The following is a 24,277-nucleotide window of genomic DNA, read 5'->3' on the forward strand; positions in this document are numbered from 1 at the left end:
CTTGAGGATCGCGGTCACCGGGGCCAGCGGGGTTCTGGGCCGTGGCATCGTCGCCAGATTACTCACCCAAGGCCACGACGTCGCCGGAATCGCTCGTCATCGACCTGAGAGCTGGCCGAGCGCAGCGGATTTCGTTGCCGCCGACATCCGCGATGCGGCCGCGGTCAGGCGCGCGGTCACGGGCGCGGTCGTCGTCGCGCACTGCGCATGGTCCACCCGCCGGGTCAATATCGAGGGCACGGCCAACGTCCTCGACGCAATGGCCGAGACAGGTACCGGTCGCATCGTTTTCGCTTCATCGCCGCATGTCTACGGCGCCGCCACGGCGCCGGCAGACGAGCGCGACGTGGTTGCCCCGGTATCCGCCGAGGGGCTGGACAAGGCACAGGTCGAAAGAATGCTGGCGGAGTCGGGCGCCAAGTGGGTTGCGATCCGCTCCGCGTTCATTCTCGGCCGGGGTGTCGACAACTGGTTGCTAAGGTTGTTGGCGCTACCGGCGTATCCCGACATCGCCGGGGCCGCGGATCGCAGCCTGCAAGTGGTTCACGCCGACGACGCGCTGCGGCTGTTTATCCGTGCGCTCCTGGACGACGAAATCGACAGCGGCCCGATCAATCTCGCCGCGCCCGGAGAGCCGACCTTTCGCCAGCTCGCTGAAGTGCTCGGGCGGCCCGTTGTGCCGTTGGGCGGCGCTGCGAGGGCGCTTGGGCGGCGCCGCTCGGCCGCGCTGGCCGAACTGCAGCTCGTGCAAAGTGCGCCGCTGATGGATACCACGCGGCTGCACGACGAGTGGGGGTTCCGGCCGGCGTGGAACGCCGGCGAAACCATCGAAGACTTCGCGCTCGCGGTGCGCGGGCGGATCACCGTGGGCAAGCGGGTGGTATCGCTGCCCTGGCGAATGACCAGCATCCAGGACCTGCCCGCCATCGACACGCCGTCCGATGACGGAGTGGTTCCCAGATTGGCCGGCCCACAGGAGGATAACGGCGAGTTCGACACGCCGATCGACCCGCGTTTCCCCACCTATCTGGCCACTAACTTGTCCGAAGCGCTGCCGGGCCCGTTCTCTCCGTCGTCCGCTTCGGTGACCGTGCGCGGCCTACGCGCGGGCGGGGCGGCCATTGCCGAGCGGTTGCGGCCGGGCGGCGTGGTGCAGCGGGAAATCGCCATGCGCACCGTCGCGGTGTTCGCGCACCGGCTGTACGGAGCGATCACGTCGGCGCACTTCATGGCCGAGACAGTGCCATTCGCCAAGCCCGCCACGATTGTCAGCAACAGCGGGTTTTTCGGCCCCAGCATGGCGTCGCTACCGATCTTCGCCGAGCAGCGTCCACCGTCCGAATCCCGTCGCGGGCGCAGGCAGCTGCGCACCATCCGCAACATCGGGGTATTCGGGGTCAACCTGGTGGGACTGAGTGCCGGATCAGCCCGCGATACATACGATTTCATCGCCGACGTCGATCGGCTGGAGCGGCTTGCCGGCGGCGACCTCACCCGACTCGACGATCGCCGGTTACTCAGCCTGATCTCGCTGGCACGTGACCACGTGGTGCACGGGTGGGTGCTGGCCTCTGCGTCATTCATGCTGTGTGCCGCGTTCAATGTGTTGTTGCGCGGATTGTGTGGTCGCGACACCGCGACGTCTGTTGGGCCGGATCTGGTGAGCGCGCGGTCGGTGGAGGCGCTGCAGCGGCTCGTGGTCGCGGCGCGGCGTGACCCCACCGTGACGCGTCTGCTGGCCGAACCGGGGGAGCGCCTGGGCAAGCTGGCCGTGGAGGCGCCGGAGTTCCACGCCGCGGTGCTGGCCGAGCTGGCGCTGATCGGGCACCGCGGTCCGGCCGAAGCCGAGATGCTGTCGACCAGTTACGCCGACAACCCCGAGTTACTGGTCCGGATGGTGGCCAGGGCTCTGAACACTGTACCGCCGCCACCCCCGCGACACCCACGGATTCCGTTGCGGGCCAAGCCCGTTGCATCACTGGCCGCACGCCAGCTGCGCGACCGTGAGGCCCGCCGCGACAAAATGGTGCGGGCCATCTGGGTGCTGCGCGGCCTGCTGCGTGAGTACGGGCGCAGGTTGGCCGAAGCAGGAGTCGTGGACACCGCCGACGACGTGTTCTACCTGTTGGTCGACGAGCTGGACGAAATTGGGCGGCTGCCGGCAGACGTTGCGAAATTGGTGGCCCGGCGGCGGGCCGAACAACGCAGGCTGGCCGGCGTCATTCCGCCGACGGTGTTCAGCGGAAGCTGGGAACCCTCGGCCACCTCGTCAACGGCGCTGGCCGCCGGCGACACCCTGCGCGGAGTCGGTGTGTGCGGGGGCCGGGTGCGCGGCCGGGTGCGGATCGTGCGGCCCGAGAGCATCGACGAGCTGCAACCCGGCGAGATTCTCGTCGCGGAGGTCACCGACGTCGGGTACACCGCCGCGTTCTGCTACGCCGCGGCCGTGGTGACCGAACTCGGCGGCCCGATGTCCCACGCCGCCGTGGTGGCACGCGAATTCGGGTTCCCGTGTGTGGTCGACGTCCAAGCGGCCACGCACCGGCTCCCGCTGGGAGCCCTGGTCGAGGTCGACGGCAGCACAGGAGAGATCCGCGTGCTCGACAGTGACGGCACTCCGTGAGTTTTCATGTTCGCGCCGCGTAGAAGGCGCCCGCAACGTATACAAGTAGCTGGCAGCAACGAGGAGGACTCATGACTATGGTGCGGACGTCCGCGGTCGGCTTGACGGCCACCGCTATCTTGGTCAGCGCCACGCTGGCGGCCTGCGGCAGCGATAAAGGCACTCCCGCAACCTCGACGTCGTCATCGAGTTCATCCGCATCGTCGAGCGCAGCGGCATCGTCGAGCCCCACCGCGGGCGCGAGTCCGTCGACGGGCCAGACGGACTACACCTCATTGCTGATCACGCCCAGTGACGTCGGTCCCAGTGCTTTTGTTGACGGGCCGCCGACCGCGAATCCCAGCGGCATAACCGGTGTGGGCCAGACCTTCAAGAACCCCGACGGCAAGCGGACCATCGTCGACACGATCGCGGTTTATCCCGACGCGACCGGGGCCGCCCCGATGATCCCGGCCATGAAAGACGAACTCGCCAAGAAGATCACCGGTGCACCGCAGCCCATCGACATCGGGTCGAACGGGTTTATGGTCGCGGGTGTGGCGGCCGACCCGTCCAAGCAGATGGAAATATCCGAGGCGGTGTTCATCGAGGGGAGGGCAGTCGTCGACTTGGAGTTCGATTGCTCACTGGGCAATCCCACGCCAAATGACGTCCTCCTGGATTTGGCTCGCAAACAGGACGCTGCGGTCAAGAAAGGCTTGTCCAGCTAGCCACTGATCAGCTTCACAGGGGCCAGCTGTTCGGATGCAGCGCATAGCGGAAAGCAGCGGCCGGTGGCAGCGGCTGTCGTTCGCCGACCGAGATCGCATCGAGAATGAGGGCGACATAGCGTCGCCAGCCATCGCTCGTTGAATCCATCGTCGACAGCACGCTGTAGAGCATCGCGATCAGGCGCGGTATGTCATCGGCGACCAGATCTGCACGAACCCGGCCGGTCTCTTGGCCGCGGCGGACGAGGTCGTTGAGTGCCTCGTCCAGCGAGTTCGAGATATCGGGGGTCAGCGATCCGGCTCGGTGCGCGGCATTCAGGAGGTGGTGTTCGCGGGCGCCCAGCGATATCGCCGCCTCGATCAGCTGGGCGATGCCACGCAGCGGGTCACTCGCACGCCGGGCTTCGTCGATCGCCGGCGTGAGATCTTCGGCGATGCTTTGATCCAGGGCCGCCCGGACCAGGTCTGCCTTTGTCGGAAACCTGCGGTAGAGCGTTCGTTCGCCTACTCCTGCATGCCGGGCGACGGTCTCAACGGGTGCATCTGGCCCGAGCTCGGCGTAGATGTCCCGCGCGGCGCGCAGAATTCGCTCCACGTTGCGGGCCGCGTCAGCTCGCAACGGCCGGTATTCCACCGCTGTCATGACGACAGCCTAACTGACAGTTGACTGCTAGAAAGGGTGGCTTTACGCTCGTACCACGTTTATCAACTGGCAGATCACTGACACTTAATAGGAAACTCCTTCTATGTCAACAACTTCCGAGACTTCCGAGACGGATCTTCCCGTCATCCCAGTCCCGCGCGATGCGGGCTGCCCGCTGCGACCCCCGGCTGAATTCGTCGACTGGCGGAAAGAGCCGGGCCTCAAACGAGCGATGTACCATGGCCAGCCGACCTGGATGGTGAGCCGTTACCAGGACATCAAAGCGGCGCTGGTCGATCCGTGCCTGTCCGCGAAGACTCTCCCGGACGCGATCATGCCAACGGACGCCGACAACAAGATCCCTGTGGTATTCGCGCGGACCGACGATCCCGAGCATCACCGGCTGCGGCGCATGCTGACCACTAACTTCACCTTCCGGCGTTGCGAAGCGATGAGGCCACAGATCCAGGGATTGGTCGACCACTTTCTCGACGAGATGATCGGCAACGGCCCGCCTGCCGACCTCGTGCGTGACTTTGCCCTGCCGGTGCCGTCATTGGTGATCGCGCTGTTGCTGGGAGTGCCCCCCGAAGATCTCGGCCCCTTCCAACACCACACCACTGTCGGACTGGACGTCAGGTCGACCGAGGAGCAGAAGGGAGCGGCCTTTGGGGCGATGTACTCCTACATTGAGGAGTTGGTCTACCGCAAAGAGCGCGAACCCGGCGACGATTTGATCAGCCGTCTGCTCACCGAGTACGTGGCGACCGGCCAGCTCAACCATGCCACGGCCGCCATGACGGCGGTGATCATGATGCAGGCCGGCCACGAAACCACGGCCAACATGATCTCGCTGGGAACGGTTGTGCTGCTGCAGCATCCGGATGTCTTCGAGCGGCTCGCTCAGACCGACGAACAGGCCGTCATCGCGAACATCGTCGAAGAGATGATGCGCTACCTCACCATCGTGCACAGCCAGGTCGACAGGGTGGCGACCGCGGATCTCACCCTCGGCGGCCAGTTGATCCGCGCCGGGGACTGGGTGTTGATGAACCTGCCCGCCGGGAACTGGGACACCGAGTTCGTCGACAACCCGGAAGCCTTCGACGTCGATCGAAATGCCCGCGGACACTTGGGTTTCGGCTACGGTGTGCACCAATGCATCGGAGCGAACCTGGCCCGCGTGGAAATGCAGGTCGCATTCACCACGCTGGCCCGGCGGCTACCCGGGCTGAAATTGGCGGTATCGCCGGACGAGCTGAGGTTCAAAGAGGCCGATATTTACGGCATGAAAGAACTTCCGGTGAGCTGGTGACGATGTCGATTGGTGAGCTGCGGTTCGACGGGCAGGTTGCCGTGATCACCGGCGCCTGTGGCGGCTTGGGTAAGCAGTACGCGTTGCTCCTTGCCGCGCGCGGTGCGCGCGTCGTGGTCAACGACACCGGCGGGTCGGTGACAGGGGATGGCTCGAACGCCGACGCCGCGACCGTCGTCGCGGAGGAGATCCGGCAGCAAGGCGGTCAGGCCGTCGCCGATAGCCACAGCGTCACCAGTCCCGAAGGAGGAGCGGCGATCATCGACGCCGCTTTGCGCACCTGGGGCCGAGTCGACATCGTGATCAACAATGCGGGAATCGTTCGCGACGCACCGTTTGAGGACATGACCCCCGAACGGTTCGAACCCCTGGTGGACGTGCACCTAAAGGGCGCGTTCCACGTGACGCGGCCGGCCTGGAAAGTGATGCGCGAGCAACGGTACGGTCGGATCGTCAACACCTGCTCGGCCGCGGGAATCCTGGGCGCCGAAGGCATGAGCAACTACGGGGCGGCCAAGACCGGGTTGATCGGCTTGACGCGAGTGCTGGCCGCCGAAGGAGCCGGCCACGACATCAAGGTCAACGCCCTCGCCCCGATCGCCTACACCCGGATGCTGGCGCACTCTGTTGACACAGCAACCGGCCAGCCGGCCGTAAAAAATGATGCGTCGGCGCAGGCGGTACTGGATGAGCTTGTGGGCCAATACCTTCAGAAGCTGGATCCGGCACTGGTGGCTCCGGTGGTGGCGTTTCTCGCCCACCGGGATTGTCGCGTTTCCGGGGAGATCTACACCGTGGGCGCCGGGCATGTTGCCCGCTTCTTTATCGGGCGCACGCACGGTTTCTACAGTCCGGCGCTGTCCATCGAGGACGTGCGCGATCACCTCGACGAGATCCGCGACGAAGCCGGCTACACCGTGCCCGGCGGACCCGCTGACGAGATGAGCGAGCTGTTCGCGACCATCATGAGCAGCTGAACGCGATTCCGACGCCATCGGGCGGTGGCACCGACCGCAGGCAGCCGAACGGCTCGATGCCGGCGGTGCTGAACCGTGCCGCCGACTGGTGGGCGTAGTTCACGCACAACAGGCCGGATTGGTCGGCGCGGCAACGGTAGTCACCGAATGACACCGAGTCCCCGTTCGCTAACTCGGGTCCGTTGCCGTTGACGAAGGGGCCCGGATCGCCACGGGCCGCCCCGACCTGCAGGTTCGTTCCGTCGAAGTCGACCCAGCCGCCTTTCCACTCTCCGTAGGCCGTCGCGGGCGGGGGCGGGGGATTACTCAGCGTGACCAGACAGACCAGCGCGCCGGCGGTGTGTTTGGAATCGGTCATGCAGGCGACTTTGCTCGCTTGGGCGGTGAACGCGATGTCGTCACCGAGTGACGTGGTCGCGCCTTCGCGCGTCGCGTTGTGATAGTGGCCCGGATCTGCGGGGTGACCTGCCTCGATCCAGGCGACGACGTCGGAGATCGGGGCCCCCTCAGCAGGCACAGCCGGCGCGGTCGACGCGGCCGGCGGTTTGCTGCCTGACGGGCCGGTGGTTGTCGTCGCAGATGCTTGGCTGGTGGTCGACGTCTGCCCCGAGTGGTTATTGCCCGCGGTTGAGCATGCGGCGACCAGCCCGCCAACTAGGAAAGGCACTGCGACCAGGACGGCGATCCGCATCCCGCCAGGCTAACCGTCGCGCGCCGGATTTGTGCGCTCCGCGCGCCCTACATCCGCAGTGTCGGCTACCGTCGGGTTATGCATGAGCGCACCGTCCGCGCGCACACGGCCACCGGCACCGTCGAAGGCTTCACCCGCGACGGCGTGAACCGCTGGCGATCCATCCCCTATGCCCAGGCGCCAGTGGGGCGGCTACGATTCCGGGCGCCGCTGCCCGCCCAGCCCTGGTCGGGGGTGCGGCACTGCCACGGCTTCACCAACTGCGCGCCCCAACAGCGTCGCTACACCCTGGTCGGCCTCTCGGGCTACGGAGGCAGGTACCAGCCCATGAGCGAAGACTGCCTCACCCTCAACGTCGTCACCCCCGAAAAGCCCAGCGAAGAACCGCTGCCGGTGATGGTGTTCATCCATGGCGGCGGGTACATCATGGGCAGCTCAGCGACTCCGATATACGACGGCGCCGCGCTGGCGCGCCGCGGCTGCGTGTACGTATCGGTCAACTACCGGCTCGGCGTGCTGGGCTGTGTGGACTTGTCGTCGCTGTCGACTCCCGACGTCACCATCGATAGCAACTTGTATCTGCGTGATCTGGTGCTGGCTCTGCAGTGGGTTCGGGACAACATCGCGGGGTTCGGCGGTGACCCGGGCAATGTCACCATCTTCGGCGAGAGCGCGGGTGCGTGCATCACCGCCACGTTGTTGGCGGTGCCCGCGGCCAAAGGCCTGTTCGCCCGCGCGATCTCGGAGAGCCCGGCGTCGGGTCTGGTGCGGTCGAAGGAAATTGCCGACGAGTTCGCCGGCCGGTTCGCCGCCCTGCTCGGCGTGCGCGGCCAGGGCGCCGCCAAAGCGCTGGTGCAGGCATCCGCGGCCCAACTGGTGGAGGCACAACACCGCCTCATCGAGCAGGGCATGGAACAAAGGTTGGGCGCCTTCCCGATTGGACCGGTCATTGGCGACGACTGCCTGCCTACCGACCCCGTCGAGGCGATGCGGTCCGGTCGGGCGCATCGGGTGCCGCTCATCGTGGGAACGAACGCCGAAGAGGGCCGGTTGTTCACCCGCTTCCTGCGAATGCTGCCGACCAACCAATCAATGATCGAAGAGTTGCTAGCCGACACGGAACCGGCTGCCCGCGAACGCATTACCGCGGCCTACCCGGATTACCCCGCGTCGTCGGCGTGCATCCAGCTCGGCGGCGACTTCGCGTTCAGCTCGGCGGCCTGGCAGATCGCCGAAGCCCACAGCGGACGCGCGCCCACCTACCTGTACCGGTATGACTTCGCTCCGCGGACGCTGCGCTGGTCGGGTCTGGGGGCGACCCATGCCACCGAGTTGTTAGCCGTCTTCGATGTCTACCGCACCAGGTTGGGCGCGTTGCTGACCGCTGCGGCCGATCGGCGCGCCGCGTTGCGGGTCAGCAACCAGGTGCAGCGGCGTTGGCGCTCCTTCAGCCGCAGCGGGGTGCCGGGCGACGACTGGCCGCTCTACACTCTCGACGACCGTGCCGTGATGGTCATCGACCACAAGTCCCGCGTCGAGTTCGATCCGCATGCGGACCGCCGGATGGCCTGGCTCGGCTTCTCCCTGGCACGCTGACCCTCATGACCCCCAACACCGAGCAAGACGACCAGGTCCTGGAACGGCCCGAGGACCTCACCGCCTCATGGCTGTCTGACAAGATAGGAGCCGGAGCCGCTGGATCAGTGGTCGCTTTCGCCGTAGAGCGCATCGGCACCGGTCAGATGAGCGAGTGCTATCGCGTGGCGCTGAAGTATGCCGACGCCGGCTCTGATGGGCCACGTTCGGTAGTGCTGAAGGTCGCGGCGACCGATCCGGTAAGCCGCCAGACCGGATTGGCTCTGGGTCTCTACGAGCGCGAAGTCTGCTTCTATCGCGACATCGCGCCGGGCATCGGGGGACCGATAGCGCCGTGCTACCACGCCGCGGTCGACACCTCGACGGGGGTGTTCGATCTGCTGCTCGGCGATGCGGGGCCCGCGGTCGTCGGTGATGAAATCGCTGGTGCCACAACAGAACAGGCCAGGCTCGGCGTTCTCGAGCTGGGTCGGCTGCAGGGTCCGCTGCTCGGCGACACCGCGCTGGCCGAAGCGTCGTGGCTCAATCGTGAGTCGCCGCTGAATCAGGCGATGATCACCCCGCTGTATGCGGGCTTCGTCGACCGCTACGGCGAGCAGATCGCGCCGAACCATCGCTTCGTGTGTGAGCGCCTGGTGGGCGCTTTCGACGGGTATGTGGAGGCCGTAGCGGGGCAGATGCGAGGCCTGGTGCACGGCGACTACCGGCTGGACAACATGTTGTTCGGCACGGCCGGAGCCGACCGGGCGCTGACGGTGGTCGACTGGCAGACCGTTTCCTGGGGTCCCGCGCTGACCGACCTGGCGTACTTTCTCGGTACCGCGCTGCCGGCGCAGGATCGGCGTGAGCACTACGACGCCTTGCTGCTGGCGTATCACGAGGCGCTGGGGCCCGGGGCGCCGATCAGCCTCGCCGAGGTCCGCGAAGGTGTGCGCCGGCAAAGCTTTTTCGGTGTGATGATGGCGATCGTTTCCTCGATGCTGGTGGAGCGCACCGAACGAGGCGACCAGATGTTCATGACGATGCTGCAACGGCATTGCGACCATGTGCTGCATACCGACGCATTGGCGGCCCTCCCAGTTGCCGCCCCGGGCGCGGCAAAGCCGGAGCCGCTGCAGCCGTCCCAGGAGGACGAACTCGCCCACACCGCGACCGCCGAATCGTTGTGGAGCGAGAGCTGGTATGCCGACTTCGCCGACACCGCACAGGGATTGGGCGGCTGGTTCCGCATCGGTCTGGTCGCGAACCAGCAGACGGCGTGGGTGCACGCGCTGCTGTGCGGTCCCGACCTGCCGACAGTCGCCGTCGTCGACGGCGAAGTCCCGCTGACCGCCGACCCGTGGGCGCTGCGCACCGACGCCTTCGAACTCAACCACTCCGCGAACGCGCCGCTGCAGACCTACCGTGTCGACCTGCGGGGGCGGGCTCAGGCTTACTCGGACCCGTCGGCCTTGCTGCGCGGCGAGCCGGGAACACCGGTCGAGATGACGATGAATTTGGAGTGGGCCACCGACGGCACGCCCTACAAGTATCGGCTGACCACGCGTTACGAGATCCCGTGCACCGTGTCCGGCACCGTCACTGTCGGCGACACCAGCTACCACGTGAATTCCGTTCCAGGACAACGCGATCACTCGTGGGGGGTGCGTGACTGGTGGAGCATGGACTGGATGTGGAGCGCAGTGCACCTCGACGACGGCACCCACCTGCACGGCGTGAACATCCGGATTCCCGGCATTCCCGCCGTCAGTGTCGGCTACGTCCAGGATCGCGACGGCAAGCTGACCGAACTGGAAACGGTGAGTAGTGGGGAAGCGTTCGGCGACAACGGGCTACCGCTGAGCGCGACATTGAGTCTGGACCCGGGCGAGATCACCGGTGACGTTGAGATGCGCGGCCAGGCGCCGGTGAGCTTGACCGCCCCCGACGGACGGGTGAGCCAATTCCCGCGCGCTTGGGTCAGTGTCACTACCGCGGACGGCCGCACCGGCGTCGGCTGGATGGAATGGAATCGCAACCTCACGGACCAGACCTAAGCGCGGTCCCCGACGGAGCGCCCATCGTGGTGATGGGTGTGTCCGGATCGGGCAAGTCGACGGTGGGTTCCGCCCTCGCGCAACGGTTGCGGGTGCCCTTCGTCGACGCTGACACCTTGCACCCGCCCACCAACATCGCCAAGATGGCCGCCGGCGAACCGCTCGACGACGATGATCGCTACCCCTGGCTGGATAAGGTCGGCCGGTGGTTGGCCGACCACCGCGGGGGCGGTGTGGTGGCATGCTCGGCGCTCAAGCGCAAGTACCGCGACCAGCTGCGCGCGCACTGTCCGCGGGTTGAGTTCTTGCACCTGCGCGGTTCACTGGAACTCATCGGCAGCCGATTGGCCGCCAGGTCAGGTCATGTCATGCCGGCCGCACTGCTGCGGTCGCAATTCGACGCTTTGGAACCGCTTGGTGCCGACGAGCGTGGGGTCGTCATCGACCTCGGTGAGGATGCCCAGGATCCCCAGGGCCCTCACGTCGTAGTCGCTGCGTTCCTTGCACGGATTACCAGGGGCGCTTGCGACGACGGCTCTTGATCTCGTCGCCGACTCGTTCGCGGGCGGCGTCGGCAAAGTCACTGCCCCGCGCCACCGCCGTGTCGGCGAACTGGCTGCCGTGTACCCGAGCGCTTTCGGCGAGCTCGGCGCCACGCACACGCGCAGTGTCGGCCAACTTTTCGCCGCGTTTGCGTGCCTTCTTGGCCAGGGGCGCACCCCTTTCGGCGGCGGTGCCGGCCAGTTCGCGGCCCCGCTCGAGAGCTGCTTCGGCGTAGGGTGCGCTTCTTTCGGCGGCGGCGCTGGCCAATTCGCGGCCTCGTTCGGCACCGACCTGTAAGCCGTGCACGATCTTCTCGCCGAGTTCCGCGAAATCGGCGTCGTCGGATCCGGGCAGCGCCGAGGACACCCGCTCGGACAACCGCTGCGCAGCCCGACGGCCGCGCCATCCCAGTGAGGGTTTGCCCGCGGTGTCGGCCGACGCAATCAATAGCCCGCCCACCAGGCTGAGGTCGGTGAGGAATTGCTGGCGCTTCTGGCCTTTGAGCTCCGGGTCGGGTTCGTTCCAGAACGAGTGTGTCCCGAGATTGGCCGGTAGCACCGTCAGCGCGAGTGCGGCCGAGGCGACACGCGGCAGCTTTCCGGTAGCAAGCAACAGACCGCCACCGACCTGAACGGTCGCGGTGATTCTCGCTACCGTCTCGGGGTCGCTCGGAATACGGCTGCCAACGGGGTCAGGTAGCGCCTGCAGGCCGTCCACGGCCGGCGCCGCGGCTTCCGCGGCGGATTTAGGATTGAGCAGTGAATTGACTCCCTGGCCGATGAATGCCACTGACAACAGGGGTCGCGCGATTTTCCGGAGCACCATGGCAGCTTGGTTACCCGTCTGATCTGCAAATAAACCGCGCGGCACGACGAGGCTTGGTTGGAGCTAGGGTGGACCGCGTGCGGGCGTTGATCATCGTCGACGTACAGAAAGACTTCTGCGAGGGCGGCTCGCTGGCGGTGGCGGGCGGTGCCGCCCTGGCCCCCGCGATTAACCACTATCTGGCCGGGGACTCCGGTTACCAGCACGTCGTGGCGACCAAAGACTCCCACATCGACCCGGGTGACCACTTCTCCGACCATCCGGATTATGTGACGTCGTGGCCACCGCACTGCATCGCCGGCACCTCCGGAGCCGATTTTTACCCCGACCTCAACACCACCCCGATCGAAGCGGTCTTTCACAAAGGCGCCTACGACGCCGGTTACAGCGGTTTCCAGGGTGTCGACGAGAACGGGTCACCGCTGCTCGAATGGTTGCAGCAGCGCGGCGTCGACGAGGTCGACGTCGTGGGTATTGCCGCCGACCATTGCGTCCGCCGCACCGCGGAGGACGCGGCACGCGCCGGGTTGGCCACCAGGGTGCTGCTGAACCTGACGGTGGCCGTGGCCGCTGATTCGGCGACGGCGGCGCTGGCGGAGATGCGGATCGCCGGCATCGAAGTGGTCGAGGGTTTACCAGAGGGTTTTTAAGAGGGGGCGTAATGGTGGTGCCACTGGATCGGGCGCATCTCATGGCCGCGGTAGAGCGGTCGCCGCAGGCGGCCGCTGCGCACGACCGCGCCGGCTGGGTGGGACTGTTCACCGCCGACGGCCGGATCGAAGACCCCGTCGGCTCGCGGCCACACCTCGGAACCGCGCAGATCGGCCGCTTCTATGACACCTTCATCGGTCCGCGCAACATCAAGTTTCACCGCGATCTCGATATCGTCTTCGGCACGGCGGTCCTGCGTGACCTCGAGCTCGAAGTGGCAATGGGTCCGTCGGTGACGATGTACATCCCCGCGTTTCTGCGCTATGACCTCCGAGAAGCCAACGGCGAGTGGCGGATTGCCGTGCTCCGAGCTTACTGGGAGCTGCCGGCCATGATGCTGCGGTTCCTGCGATCCGGCTCCGGGGCGATATCGCCCGGCCTCCAACTTTCGCGAAATCTGCTGAGCAACCAGGGACTGAAAGGCGCCGCGGGCTTCATGACCGGCTTTCGCCGGGTTGGTTCGAAGCATAAGGAGCTGGTGGAAAAGTTCCTGCACGCCGTCACCCGCGGGGACAGGTTCGCCGCTGCGCGTGCGCTGTCATTAACTGCCGCAATAACTTTGGGCGATAGCGACCCGATCGATCTCGATGAGCTGGTCGCGCAGCTCAATGGGGCGAGTTGGGCCAAGGCGATCGGGGCGGGGCCCACGGTCGCGGTCTCGCTCAACTCCGGTCACGGGCGCGGCATCGTGTTCGCCGATGTCGCCTGGCGGGGCACTGCGATCAACCGGATCCGGTACTTTCCCGTCTGATCTGTCTCAGGGCGCAACCATCAGCGCGAGCGATGCGGCCGAGGGCAACAAGTAGCCGCCCGGAAATGCGATGTTGTAGAGCACACGGGCCCTGAGGTGCGTCAGCACCGCCCCGACGCAGAACAACACCAGGCCGACAGGCCGACCAGCAGCCCGTCGGCCCCGGTGGGCTCTACCGCACGCAGCGCAGTTAGCCACCAATGCGGCACCCCGATCTCGGCCGAATTGGCCAGCACGAGTCGGGCGCCGATGAAGTCGACGACGGCGATTCCGGCGGTGACGATCGCGGTGGTCAACGTAATCACGACACACGTGGTGCCCATGGGTCAGGTCCGTATTGCCTTGGTCAATACGTTGTCGTGCAGTTGTTTCCGCAGCGGCGAGTCCGAATGGCCGTACAGCGCGGTGCGGCTACCCAATCGGTAGGGTCTCGGTAGGTTCATTAGTGCAGGTCTCCTTGCGTGGACAGAGAGTTCGATGGATGCGGTCATCTACTTGACGACTCCCGTCGGCGGGCGCGCGCAAGCGCTGCTGCAGATCGGCGTCGGAGACGACAATCGCACTCACACGATCGACATCACCGGCGACGCCGACCACCTGCGCCGGGTGGTTCTCACACTGCCGTGCTGGCCGTCTCAGAATTGCCACATGCCCATCGGGTACCAAGGACATTAAAAAGTGATGGGCCAAGGGGAGCACGATGCTCGATAGGCCGTTCGGACGGCGGAACTTGCTGCGGGGCGCTGGTGCGCTCACCGCGGCGTCCCTGGCACCGTGGACGGCCGGCTGCGCTCCCGACGACAAGGACGCGTTGACCTTCTTCTTTGCGGCCAATCCGGACGAGCGCGACGTCCGGCTGCGCATCATCGACGAATTCCAGCACCGCCATCCCGACATCAAGGTTCGGCCGGTGTTGTCCGCTCCGGGCGTGATGCAGCAGCTTGCGACATTCTGCGCCGGCGGCAAGTGCCCGGATGTGATGATGGCGTGGGACTTGACCTACGCCGAACTCGCCGCCCGGGGGGTGTTGCTGGACCTCAATACCCTGCTGGCCCGCGACCAAGCCTTCGCAGCACAACTGCGGTCAGACAGCGTCGAGGCTCTGTATGACTCCTTCGCGTTCAAGGGAGGTCAGTACGCGCTACCGGAGCAATGGTCCGGAAACTACCTGTTCTACAACAAGCGGCTTTTCGCCGAGGCCGGCGTGCCGGCGCCGTCCCGAACGTGGGAGCAGCCGTGGAGCTTCGGGGAGTTCCTGGACACCGCCACAGCTCTGACCAAACGGAACGCATCCGGACGGACGACCCAATGGGGCTTCGTCAACATGTGGTTCTCGTACTATTCGGCCGGGCTGTTCGGCATGAATAACGGGGTACCGTGGGCCACCCCGCTGAAGAACCCGACCCACTTCAATTTTGGTGACGACGCCTTCATCGAGGCGGTGCAGTTCTACGCCGACCTGGCCAACGAGCACAAGGTGGCGCCCGACGCATCCGAGGTGCAGTCGATGTCCACGCCCGATCTGTTCGCGGCGGGCAGGGCGGCGATCGCGATGGGTGGCCACTGGCGATACCAGACCTTCATTCGAGCCGACGGCCTGGATTTCGATGTCACCCCGTTGCCGGTAGGGCCACGACGGCAGGGACAGCCTGCCCACTCCAATATTGGTTCCACCGGGCTGGCCATCTCCACGAGCAGCCAACGCAAGGAGCAGGCATGGGAATTCGTGAAATTCGTGACCGGCCCCGAAGGGCAGGCGCTGATCAGTGAATCCAGCCTCTTCGTACCGGTGCTGCGGTCCGCGCTCAACTCGACCGGATTCGCCAAAGCCCACCAGAACGTCGGCAACCTCGCCGTGCTCACCCAGGGACCGGCATACTCGGAGGGACTGCCGGTCACCCCGGCCTGGGAGAAGATCGTCGCCTTGATGGACCGCAACTTCGGCCCGGTGCTGCGCGGATCCCGGCCCGCGACATCGCTGCGGGGGCTGCCGCCCGTCCTCGACGAGGCGCTGAGAACTCCATGACAAAGCCATGACCAGGGTCGATACACGTCTCAGAAGGTCCGCCCCGTGGCGCCGCCGCGCCTGGGCCGGTCGCCTCTTCGTCGCACCGAACCTGACAGCGGTCGCCGTGTTCATGCTGTTTCCCCTCGGGTTCTCGTTCTACATGAGCTTTCATCGATGGGACGTGTTCAGGCCGCCGAAGTTCGTGGGCCTGAGGAACTTCCACGACCTCGCGTCCGACCCGCTCTTTCTCATCGCCATCCGCAACACCGTCATCTTTACCGTGGGCACGGTCGTGCCCACCGTGCTGATCAGCCTGGTGGTGGCCGCCGTGCTGAATCGGACCGTCAAGGGTATCGGCGTCTTTCGCACCATCGTCTTTCTGCCGCTGGCGATCTCGTCGGTGGTGATGGCGGTGGTCTGGCAGTTCGTCTTCAACACGGACAATGGGCTGCTCAACATCATGCTGGGCTGGGTGGGGATCGGCCCGATCCCATGGCTGGTCGAACCCAGATGGGCCATGGTGTCGCTGTGCATCGTCAGCGTCTGGCGGGGCGTGCCCTTCGCCACCGTGATTTTGCTGGCGGCGATGCAAGGCGTGCCCGAAACCGTCTACGAGGCGGCCAAGATCGACGGCGCGGGCGAAATACGGCAGTTCGTGTTCATGACGGTGCCGCTGATCCGTGGGTCGATTACGTTTGTGGGCGTCATATCGATCATCCACGCGTTCCAGGCATTTGACATGGTCTACGTCCTCAACGGCGCGAATGGCGGCCCGGAAACCGCGACGTATGTGCTGGGCATCATGTTGTTCCAGCACGCTTTCTCCTTCCTGGAATTCGGCTACGCGTCGGCACTGGCATGGGTGATGTTCGCCATCCTGCTGGTGCTGACTCTGGTGCAGTTGCGGCTCACGCGGCAACGGTCTTGGGAGACTTCTCGTGGTCTCAGCTGAGCGAGTGTTCACCCGCAACGTCTTTCGTGGTGTGCTGGTCTACACCGCGCTGATCGGCATCGCGTGGTGCTGGCTGTTCCCGATCGCCTGGGCCGTGTCCGGTTCCCTGAAGAGGGAAGGCGAGGTTACCGAGCCAAGGCTGTTGCCGGCTCACCCGCGGTGGGCGAACTACACCGAGGTGTTCGGGCTGATGCCGTTCTGGCGCATGTTCTTCAACACCGTGCTGTACGCCGGATGCGTGACGGCCGGTCAGGTCTTTTTCTGCTCGTTGGCCGGATACGCCTTCGCGCGACTGCAATTCCGCGGCCGTGACACGCTGTTCATTCTGTATCTGGGCACCCTGATGGTGCCGCTGACCGTGACCGTGATCCCACAGTTCATCCTGATGCGGACCGTCGGGTGGGTCGATACGCCGTGGGCGATGATCGTGCCGGGCTTGTTCGGCAGCGCCTTTGGAACCTATCTCATGCGCCAGTTCTTCCGAACGCTGCCGACCGACCTGGAGGAAGCGGCCATCCTGGACGGTTGTTCGCCGTGGCAGATCTATTGGCGGATCCTGCTGCCCCATGCCCGGCCGGCGGTGATGGTGCTCGCGGTGCTCACCTGGGTCAACGTCTGGAACGACTTCCTGTGGCCGCTCCTGATGTTGCAGCGCAACAGCCTGGCCACGCTGACCCTGGGACTGGTCCGGCTGCGGGGCGAATATGTCGCGCGTTGGCCGATAATCATGGCCACCTCGATGCTGATCATGGTGCCGCTGGTTATCATCTACGCGTTCGCGCAGCGTTCCTTTGTCCGTGGTATCGCCGTCACTGGACTCAATGGGTAGCCCATGGCCTCAGTGACTTTCGAGCAAGCGACGCGGCAGTTCCCGGGCACCGACCGGCCGGCCCTGGATCGTCTCGACCTCGTCGTCGGCGACGGTGAGTTCGTCGTCCTGGTCGGCCCGTCCGGATGCGGCAAGACGACGTCGTTGCGCATGGTGGCCGGGCTGGAAACGGTGGATTCCGGCCGTATCCGGATCGGGGACCGAGATGTCACCCGCATCGAACCCAAGGATCGCGACGTGGCGATGGTCTTTCAGAACTACGCCCTCTATCCACACCTGACGGTCGCGCAGAACATGGGATTCGCGTTGAAGATCGCCAAAACCCCGAAGCCCGAGATCCGGGAACGAGTGCTGGCCGCGGCGAATCTGCTTGATCTGCAACCGTTCCTAGATCGCAAACCCAAGGACCTCTCCGGTGGGCAACGCCAGCGGGTGGCAATGGGGCGCGCGATCGTACGCCGCCCACAGGTGTTCCTGATGGACGAGCCGCTGTCCAATCTCGACGCCAAACTGCGGGTGCAAACCCGCAACCAGATCGCGGCACTGCAGCGACAACTGGGCACCACCACGGTCTACGTCACACACGACCAGGTCGAGGCCATGACGATGGGAGACCGTGTCGCGGTGCTGCGCGACGGCGTGCTGCAACAGTGCGCGACTCCCCGTGAGCTGTACCGCAACCCCGACAACGTCTTTGTCGCGGGGTTCATCGGGTCTCCGGCAATGAACCTGTTCACCCTGCCGATCATTGATTCCGCTGTGTCGCTGGGGGATTGGCCGATCCGCGTGCCGCGCGAGATCGCGGGCAACGTCGGCGAGGTGGTCGTCGGAGTCCGCCCCGAACACTTCGAACTGGGCAACCGAGGTGTTGAAATGGAGGTCGACGTGGTCGAAGAGCTGGGGGCAGACGCCTATCTCTACGGTCGAATCAGCGGTTCCGGCAAGGTAATCGATCAGCCTGTCGTTGCGCGTGTCGACGGCCACAACCCGCCCGAAAAGGGCAGCCGGGTGCTTCTGCACCCGCAACCGGGGCACCTGCACTTCTTCGGTGTTGACGGGGAACGGATCTCTTGAGTACGTCACGCGTGGACCTGGTGTGCGAGGGCGGTGGGGTCCGTGGGATCGGGCTGGTCGGTGCGGTGGACGCGCTGGGCACGGCCGGCTATGAGTTTCCCCGGGTCGCGGGGAGCAGCGCCGGGGCGATTGTCGCGTCGCTGGTTGCCGCTGTGCAGGCCGCCGGTAAACCGTTGACGAGGATCGCGGAGATCATGCGTTCGATCGACTATCGGAAGTTCCTGGACCGCAATCTCATCGGGCATGTCCCGCTGATCGGCGGGGGACTGTCGTTGCTGGTCTCCGACGGGGTCTACCGGGGTGCTTATCTCGAAGAGCTGCTGACCGATCTGCTCGCTGACCTAGGCGTGCGCACCTTCGGCGACCTGCGCACCGGCGAAGAGCCCGATCAGTTCGCCTGGTCGCTGGTGGTCACCGCCAGCGACCTGTCCCGACGCCGGCTGGTGCGCATCCCATGGGACCTCGAGTCCTATGGCATCGACCCGGACGGTTTCTCCGTGGCACGAGCGGTGCACGCTTCCGCGGCAATTCCGTACATCTTCGAGCCCGTTCGGGTCGGTGGCGCTACCTGGGTCGACGGCGGGCTGCTATCGGATTTTCCCGTAGAGCTGTTCGACCGGCCCAACCCGCGTTGGCCGACGTTCGGCATCCGACTGTCCGCGCGTCCCGGCATTCCGCCCACCCTTCCGGTGCATGGGCCGGTGTCGTTGGGGATTGCCGGAATCGAAACGCTGGTGAGCAATCAGGACAACGCGTACATCGACGATGTGTGCACCGTGCGACGCACCATCTTCGTGCCCGCCCAGGACGTGAGCCCGATCGACTTCGACATCACCGCCGAGCAACGCGAAGCGCTCTATCAACGCGGATTGCAGGCGGGCAGGGACTTTTTGAAGACGTGGAACTACGCCAACTATCTGGTGGCCTGCGGCGGCCCGCCCACATCGTCTTAGCTATCCGCGCACGTAGCCGATCGCTTCGAGCCGACGTTGAATGCGCTCGACGTCATCCGGCGAGGGCATGTCGTCGGTGATCCGGGTGATGTGCACCCCGACATCGGCGGTGCTGACCGGGCCGCTAATCGGGATAAGCCCACGCATCATGAGTTCGCTTGTGATAGCGGTGATCTCGTCGTCGCAAAGTCGCCGTCGCGACAGAGCCGCGAGCGGCACATAACCGGTGGACGGCATGCCGGTGGGGTAACCGGCGCGCAAAAAAGCGACCAACCGTGCCACCTTGTCGGCCAAGTACATACGTAGCAACGTAGCAGTGGCACGTTATCAGGTGGTTACGACAGCACAGTTACTTGCGGCGATTTTATGGATTCATCGGGCATACAGCTGAATCCTTAACGCTTTGGTTGCGTGGGCCTGGCGCGTCGTCGCGAGGGTTGCGGGCAAGGATTCCTACTATTGCCGGGTGGTGGATCGCTACGGAACCGACGTGCTTGCCGCGGGCCGGCGCAAGCCGCGCTCGACGGAACATCCAGTCGAGCTCGGCATGGTCGTCGAGGACGCGCAGACCGGCTACGTCGGCGCAGTAGTCCGAGTCGAATACGGCCGCATCGACCTGGAGGACCGGCACGGCCACACCCGCGGGTTTCCCCTGGGCCCCGGTTATCTGTTCGAGGGCCGTCCGGTGATCCTCACTGCGCCGCGTCGTTCGGCGCCCGCCGCCGCGGCCCGAACCGCGTCCGGCTCGGTGGCGGTGCCCGGCAGCCGCGCCCGGGTCGCCCGCGCCAGCCGGATCTATGTAGAGGGTCGCCACGACGCCGAACTCGTCGCGCAGGTGTGGGGTGCGGACCTGCGCATCGAGGGCGTCGTCGTCGAGCACCTCGGTGGCGTAGACGACCTGGTCGGCATCGTGGCCGAGTTCCAGCCCGGTCCCGGGCGCCGACTCGGAGTTCTCGTTGACCACCTCGTCGCCGGGTCCAAGGAGGCGCGCATCGCCGATGCGGTGCGCCGGGGACCCGGTGGCCCCGACACCCTGGTCGTCGGCCACCCCAACGTCGACATATGGCAGGCGGTGAAGCCGCAGCGGCTCGGTCTGACGGCCTGGCCGGACGTGCCGCGGCAGATCGAGTGGAAGCACGGTGCGTGTAAGGCGCTGGGCTTGCCACATGCCAACCAGGCGGACATCGCCAGGGCGTGGCGTCGTATCCGTTCGCGGGTGCGCGACTGGAACGACCTGGAACCGGCGCTGATCGGCCGGGTCGAAGAGCTGATCGACTTCGTGACCCAACCGGACTCGTAACACCATTGGAGACATAAACCACGGCATGCTTTGCGCTGGCCAACCTCGGGGTACGCAGCCAATGCCGACGTCGCACGGGGATGCCGCTACCGGGCGGGCGCGGGGCGCGCCGATCTGCGAACGCTGCTGGCGCGCTGGTCGGCTGCGGCGGCGGTCCTGCAGCAGGGCAAGCCCGTCGGGTCGGTGCAGCCACAGGTCGACGTGCAAACGCCCGCCGATACCGGGGAGGCCTACGGGCTGAGCCCCGCCAGCCTGACGGTCGCCGTGGGGCTGGGACCCTCGCTATTCGGCGACCGTTTCGGGCTCGCCGCGCGGCGGCCCGCGGCTTTCACTGATCTGCCCTCGCTCAACGGGGACAACCTCGACCCACGTTTGCACGGTGGTGATCTCTCGGTGCAAGCCTGCGCCGACGACCCCCAGGTCTGTTACCACGCCGTGCGCAACCTGGCCCGCCTCGGCCGCAACATCGTCTCACCGTACTGGGCGGTACTGGGCTTCGGACGGGCCTCCGCGGGCCCGGCCAGCACACCCCGCGAAACCTGTTGGGGTTCAAGGACGGTACCCGCAACGTCGCCACCAATGCGGAGTACGACCGATTTGTGTGCGTCGACAATAGCGACCAACCCTGGATGAACGGCGGAACCTACCAAGTAGTGCGCAAAATCCGGATGCTGCTGGAGACGTGGGATGTCGACCGAATCGTCAACCAGCAGAAGATTTTCGGCCGTACCAAGAAGAAGGAGCACCGCTCAGCGGTAAGGCGGAGTTCGACACCCCGAACTTCGGAGCCAAGGACGCCAACGGGAACTTGCTCATCGATCCGGTGTCGCATGTCGGTTTGGCCGCCAGGGAGAACAATGACGGCATAATGATTCGCCGACGCTCCTATAACTACACCGACGGCCTCGACGCCAATGGCCTGCTCAACGCCGGCTTGCTGTTCGTCTCGTATCAAAACGATCCCCAGAATTTCATCCGTCTGCAGAATCGGCTCGGCGCGCACGACCTGCTCAACGAGTACATCCGCCGCGTCGGATCGGCCATCTTCGCAGTGCCACCCGCACCTAAAGAAGGCCACTACATCGGCCAGGTTCTATTCAGCTGAGCAAATCTTGCCAAAGCCACGGCCGGAGCGACGACAGCTCGCTAGGACCAATGGCGGCCAACTGAGGACCAACGACCCTCTAGGCCTGATTCCGAAAGCAATAGTGTTGCGGGTGACCTGTTAACGGCACCAACCGAAGTCCAACCCGGAAGCCGCACGATGAACAAACCATCGACACCCGAGTCGATCGTCGTCGGCATCGACGGCTCGAAGGCGGCGGTATGCGCCGCGCTGTGGGCAATCGATGAGGCGGTCAGTCGTGATATCCCTTTGCGATTGTTGTATGCGATCGAACCCGACGATGCCGCGTCCGTTCGGCCGGAGCTGGCGGCGCGCAGACTGGCCATTGCAGAGAACGCGATACGTTACGCGTTCATGGCTGCCGAGGCCGCCGGCGAGCCGGTCAAGATCGAGGTCGAGATCACCCAGGAGCGGGCGATCACATCGTTGATCCGTGCTTCGGCGTCGGCCGCCATGTTGTGTATCGGCGCGGTCGGCGCACACCACTTTCAGCCAGGGCGGGTAGGCTCCACCGCTGCGGTCCTTGCGTTATCGGCACGCTGCCCGGTGGCCATCATCCGGGGCCAGGGCGATCGGGCCGCACGCCGTACACGGTGGGTTGTCGTCGACGCAGAAGGGTCTGCCGACAGCGGCGCCTTGCTGGGGATCGCGGTCGAGGAGGCACGACTATGCAACTCACCGCTACGGGCGATCACCTGTCGGCAAACTGGGGTCCGCGATATCGGCAGCGCAACCGAGGACGACGATCGCCGGATACTTGCCAACCTGGATCGTCGGCTTGCCCGTTGGACGCGACGCTATCCGGACGTCCGGGTGGAGTGCTCGGCGGTGCACGGCGGCGTTCTGGATTACCTGGCCGAAAACGGCCAATCGGTGCAGTTGCTCGTTGTCAGCGCTCGCGATCGTGAGAACCTGGGACAGGTCGTCGGACCTACCGGGAACGCTGTGCTGCACAACGCGGACTGCTCGCTGCTGGTGGTTGATCATCAATACCTGTGACAGTGAAATCGCGCAAACTGCAACAAAATGCGGATGACTGGTTGGCGTCGACGGACGCCGGCGTTCGACGCGGCGGCAGCCCGGGTATTTGGTCCTTCCCGTAAGGGCCCTTCGGCAGGCGCGATCGCCGACAAGGGTTGCGTAGCTTGACGTCTATGACTTACGTGATCGGTAGCGCTTGCGTGGATGTGATGGACAAGTCTTGCGTGCAGGAGTGCCCCGCCGACTGCATCTACGAGGGGGCCCGAATGATGTATATCAACCCCGATGAGTGCGTGGACTGCGGTGCGTGCAAACTGATTTGCCGCATGGACGCGATTTTTTGGGAAGGGGATCTTCCTGACGATGAGCAACAGCACCGTGAGGATAACGCCGCGTTTTTTCACCAGATTCTGCCGGGCCGGGATGCTCCCCTCGGCTCGCCAGGTGGTGCTGCAGCGGTGGGCCCGATCGGCGTTGACACGCCCTTGGTCGCGGCTATGACAGCCCGGCGGCCGCCACCCGGTCATTAATGCCGTCGACTCCGCCCCTTGGCACGCGAGCGTCCACTAGAGCACGCCGTCGCCGGCCGACAAAGACATCATTCGGCGGCGGCGTGCTCATCCCTGCAGTGAGGCGGTAGCGCTGATTGACGTCGGTCGCAGGTCCGCGTGGGTGAGGACTAAAGCCTCCTTACCTATGGCGGTGCCGGTATATAACGTCGATTGTGACGAAGGGAGAACGAAATGTCCACACCCGTAAAGCATCTCGGTATCGTCGTGGGGGTCGACGGATCGCCGGCGTCGAATGTCGCCACGTGTTGGGCGGCCCGTGATGCGGCGATGAAAAGCATCCCACTGACCGTGGTGAGCGTCGTGACAACCCCGACCGCGACCTATCCGCCGGTCCCATACCCTGACTCTTTGGGGGTATGGCTGGAAGACAAGGGGCGCAAAGCCGCCGCGCATGCGGTCAAGATCGCCGAAGACGCCATGCCGACCGATCGGAAGGTCGCCTGCAAGAGCGAGGTCGTCTTTTCGACGCCAGTTCAGGCCCTGGTCAAGATGTCGGATGAGGCCGAGATGGTCGTTGTGGGCAGTTCCGGCAAGGGAATGCTGGCCCGGGGTGTGCTCGGTTCGGTCAGTTCGAGCGTGGTGCAGCATGCTAATTGTCCGGTCGCGGTGGTCCGTGATGAAGATCCGTTGATGCCCGATCCGCAGCACGCTCCCGTCCTGTTGGGAATCGACGGCTCGCCGGCCTCTGAACTCGCGACGGAGATCGCGTTCGACGAAGCGTCGCGTCGCGGGGTGGACCTGATAGCCCTGCACGCATGGAGCGATGTCCCAATTCTCGAACTTCCGGGATTGAACTTTGAGGAAGTATTGGCAGAAGAGTCGCGTAGTTTCGCCGAACGGCTGGCGGGCTGGCATGAACGCTACCCCGACGTGACGGTGCAGCGAATGATCGTATGCGACGAACCAGCGCGTCAACTCGTCGAAAAATCAGAGTCCGCACAGCTTGTCGTTGTCGGCAGTCATGGCCGAGGTGGTTTGAGCCGGATGATACTGGGCTCGGTCAGCAACAAAGTCGTGCACTCCGTCCGGATGCCTGTGATCGTCGCGCGTCCATCGTGAGT

At 65.3% G+C, this 24,277-nt stretch carries 23 protein-coding genes and 2 pseudogenes; 20 read left to right on the forward strand and 5 right to left on the reverse strand.

Annotated features, from left to right (window positions below):
* Position 1: 1 nt before the first annotated feature.
* Both ACLP9N_RS11060 and ACLP9N_RS11065 read left to right on the forward strand, forming a co-directional pair.
* On the forward strand, positions 2–2,623 hold the full coding sequence (locus ACLP9N_RS11060) for a sugar epimerase family protein (protein ID WP_442407479.1): 2,622 nt from the start codon (positions 2–4) through the stop codon (positions 2,621–2,623).
* 71 nt (positions 2,624–2,694) lie between these two features.
* On the forward strand, positions 2,695–3,333 hold the full coding sequence (locus tag ACLP9N_RS11065) for a hypothetical protein (RefSeq protein ID WP_442407450.1): 639 nt from the start codon (positions 2,695–2,697) through the stop codon (positions 3,331–3,333).
* 13 nt (positions 3,334–3,346) lie between these two features.
* Here the strand turns inward: ACLP9N_RS11065 and ACLP9N_RS11070 are convergent, their stop codons facing one another.
* A complete protein-coding gene (locus tag ACLP9N_RS11070) occupies positions 3,347–3,976 on the reverse strand; it encodes a TetR/AcrR family transcriptional regulator (protein WP_442407451.1) in 630 nt (209 codons plus the stop codon).
* 103 nt (positions 3,977–4,079) lie between these two features.
* Here ACLP9N_RS11070 and ACLP9N_RS11075 point away from each other — a divergent pair, with 103 nt between their 5' ends.
* Complete coding sequence (locus ACLP9N_RS11075; protein ID WP_442407452.1) at positions 4,080–5,291, forward strand: cytochrome P450; 1,212 nt, start codon at positions 4,080–4,082, stop codon at positions 5,289–5,291.
* A gap of 2 nt (positions 5,292–5,293) precedes the next feature.
* A complete protein-coding gene (locus tag ACLP9N_RS11080; RefSeq protein WP_442407453.1) occupies positions 5,294–6,268 on the forward strand; it encodes an SDR family NAD(P)-dependent oxidoreductase in 975 nt (324 codons plus the stop codon).
* Here the strand turns inward: ACLP9N_RS11080 and ACLP9N_RS11085 are convergent.
* The gene (locus ACLP9N_RS11085) at positions 6,255–6,959 is read right to left on the reverse strand and encodes a hypothetical protein (RefSeq protein ID WP_442407454.1); all 705 of its coding nucleotides are present in this window, start codon (positions 6,957–6,959) and stop codon (positions 6,255–6,257) included. The genes ACLP9N_RS11080 and ACLP9N_RS11085 overlap by 14 nt on opposite strands.
* 78 nt (positions 6,960–7,037) lie before the next feature.
* Between ACLP9N_RS11085 and ACLP9N_RS11090 the strand changes: the two genes are divergently transcribed.
* From ACLP9N_RS11090 to ACLP9N_RS11100, 3 genes are read left to right on the forward strand one after another with little or no spacing between them, the layout of a single operon-like run.
* Complete coding sequence (locus tag ACLP9N_RS11090) at positions 7,038–8,555, forward strand: carboxylesterase/lipase family protein (RefSeq protein ID WP_442407455.1); 1,518 nt, start codon at positions 7,038–7,040, stop codon at positions 8,553–8,555.
* 5 nt (positions 8,556–8,560) lie between these two features.
* Positions 8,561–10,591 (forward strand): DUF7064 domain-containing protein, encoded by a 2,031-nt coding sequence (locus tag ACLP9N_RS11095; protein WP_442407456.1) that lies wholly within the window; start codon positions 8,561–8,563, stop codon positions 10,589–10,591.
* Positions 10,561–11,133: a gluconokinase gene (locus ACLP9N_RS11100; protein ID WP_442407457.1), complete on the forward strand. Its 573-nt coding sequence runs from the start codon at positions 10,561–10,563 to the stop codon at positions 11,131–11,133. Before ACLP9N_RS11095 ends, ACLP9N_RS11100 begins: the two co-directional genes overlap by 31 nt.
* On the opposite strand, the gene ACLP9N_RS11105 is transcribed toward ACLP9N_RS11100, so the two are convergent.
* Positions 11,102–11,959 carry a DoxX family protein gene (locus ACLP9N_RS11105; RefSeq protein ID WP_442407458.1) on the reverse strand — a complete coding sequence of 286 codons (858 nt, stop codon included), beginning with the start codon at positions 11,957–11,959 and terminating at the stop codon, positions 11,102–11,104. The two genes, ACLP9N_RS11100 and ACLP9N_RS11105, sit on opposite strands and share 32 nt — an antisense overlap.
* 77 nt (positions 11,960–12,036) lie before the next feature.
* On the opposite strand from ACLP9N_RS11105, the gene pncA reads away from it, so the two are divergent.
* Complete coding sequence (pncA, locus tag ACLP9N_RS11110; protein ID WP_442407459.1) at positions 12,037–12,609, forward strand: pyrazinamidase PncA; 573 nt, start codon at positions 12,037–12,039, stop codon at positions 12,607–12,609.
* An 11-nt stretch (positions 12,610–12,620) separates the two neighbouring features.
* A complete protein-coding gene (locus ACLP9N_RS11115; RefSeq protein WP_442407460.1) occupies positions 12,621–13,421 on the forward strand; it encodes a ketosteroid isomerase family protein in 801 nt (266 codons plus the stop codon).
* A 6-nt stretch (positions 13,422–13,427) separates the two neighbouring features.
* Here ACLP9N_RS11115 and ACLP9N_RS11120 read toward each other — a convergent pair.
* Positions 13,428–13,744 (reverse strand): annotated as a pseudogene (locus tag ACLP9N_RS11120) (DoxX family protein).
* 154 nt (positions 13,745–13,898) lie between these two features.
* Here ACLP9N_RS11120 and ACLP9N_RS11125 point away from each other — a divergent pair.
* Genes ACLP9N_RS11125 through ACLP9N_RS11150 form a run of 6 tightly spaced genes read left to right on the forward strand, consistent with a single transcriptional unit; the run spans position 13,899 to position 19,237 of the window.
* On the forward strand, positions 13,899–14,096 hold the full coding sequence (locus ACLP9N_RS11125) for a hypothetical protein (protein ID WP_442407461.1): 198 nt from the start codon (positions 13,899–13,901) through the stop codon (positions 14,094–14,096).
* A gap of 25 nt (positions 14,097–14,121) precedes the next feature.
* A complete protein-coding gene (locus tag ACLP9N_RS11130) occupies positions 14,122–15,447 on the forward strand; it encodes an ABC transporter substrate-binding protein (protein WP_442407462.1) in 1,326 nt (441 codons plus the stop codon).
* Between the two features lie 7 nt (positions 15,448–15,454).
* A complete protein-coding gene (locus tag ACLP9N_RS11135) occupies positions 15,455–16,381 on the forward strand; it encodes a carbohydrate ABC transporter permease (RefSeq protein ID WP_442407463.1) in 927 nt (308 codons plus the stop codon).
* Positions 16,368–17,210 carry a carbohydrate ABC transporter permease gene (locus ACLP9N_RS11140; RefSeq protein WP_442407464.1) on the forward strand — a complete coding sequence of 281 codons (843 nt, stop codon included), beginning with the start codon at positions 16,368–16,370 and terminating at the stop codon, positions 17,208–17,210. The genes ACLP9N_RS11135 and ACLP9N_RS11140 overlap by 14 nt, the downstream gene beginning before the upstream one ends.
* A 3-nt stretch (positions 17,211–17,213) precedes the next feature.
* The gene (locus ACLP9N_RS11145; protein WP_442407465.1) at positions 17,214–18,284 is read left to right on the forward strand and encodes an ABC transporter ATP-binding protein; all 1,071 of its coding nucleotides are present in this window, start codon (positions 17,214–17,216) and stop codon (positions 18,282–18,284) included.
* Positions 18,281–19,237 (forward strand): patatin-like phospholipase family protein, encoded by a 957-nt coding sequence (locus ACLP9N_RS11150; RefSeq protein WP_442407466.1) that lies wholly within the window; start codon positions 18,281–18,283, stop codon positions 19,235–19,237. The genes ACLP9N_RS11145 and ACLP9N_RS11150 overlap by 4 nt, the downstream gene beginning before the upstream one ends.
* On the opposite strand, the gene ACLP9N_RS11155 is transcribed toward ACLP9N_RS11150, so the two are convergent.
* Positions 19,238–19,537: a DUF3349 domain-containing protein gene (locus ACLP9N_RS11155; RefSeq protein ID WP_442407467.1), complete on the reverse strand. Its 300-nt coding sequence runs from the start codon at positions 19,535–19,537 to the stop codon at positions 19,238–19,240.
* Positions 19,538–19,703: 166 nt separating this feature from the next.
* On the opposite strand from ACLP9N_RS11155, the gene ACLP9N_RS11160 reads away from it, so the two are divergent.
* The 5 genes and pseudogenes from ACLP9N_RS11160 (at position 19,704) to ACLP9N_RS11180 (ending at position 24,275) form a co-directional block, all read left to right on the forward strand.
* Entirely contained in the window at positions 19,704–20,537 is an 834-nt protein-coding gene (locus ACLP9N_RS11160; protein ID WP_442407480.1) for a DUF3097 domain-containing protein, read from the forward strand.
* 93 nt (positions 20,538–20,630) lie between these two features.
* Positions 20,631–21,642 (forward strand): annotated as a pseudogene (locus ACLP9N_RS11165) (Dyp-type peroxidase); the annotation flags it as partial.
* A gap of 159 nt (positions 21,643–21,801) precedes the next feature.
* Positions 21,802–22,662 carry a universal stress protein gene (locus tag ACLP9N_RS11170; RefSeq protein ID WP_442407468.1) on the forward strand — a complete coding sequence of 287 codons (861 nt, stop codon included), beginning with the start codon at positions 21,802–21,804 and terminating at the stop codon, positions 22,660–22,662.
* A 155-nt stretch (positions 22,663–22,817) separates the two neighbouring features.
* Positions 22,818–23,174: a ferredoxin gene (gene fdxA / locus ACLP9N_RS11175; protein ID WP_442407469.1), complete on the forward strand. Its 357-nt coding sequence runs from the start codon at positions 22,818–22,820 to the stop codon at positions 23,172–23,174.
* 213 nt (positions 23,175–23,387) lie between these two features.
* Positions 23,388–24,275: a universal stress protein gene (locus ACLP9N_RS11180; protein ID WP_442407470.1), complete on the forward strand. Its 888-nt coding sequence runs from the start codon at positions 23,388–23,390 to the stop codon at positions 24,273–24,275.
* The last annotated feature ends 2 nt before the right edge of the window (positions 24,276–24,277 follow it).

The organism is Mycobacterium sp. (assembly GCF_052144515.1).
Classification (GTDB): Bacteria; Actinomycetota; Actinomycetes; order Mycobacteriales; family Mycobacteriaceae; genus Mycobacterium.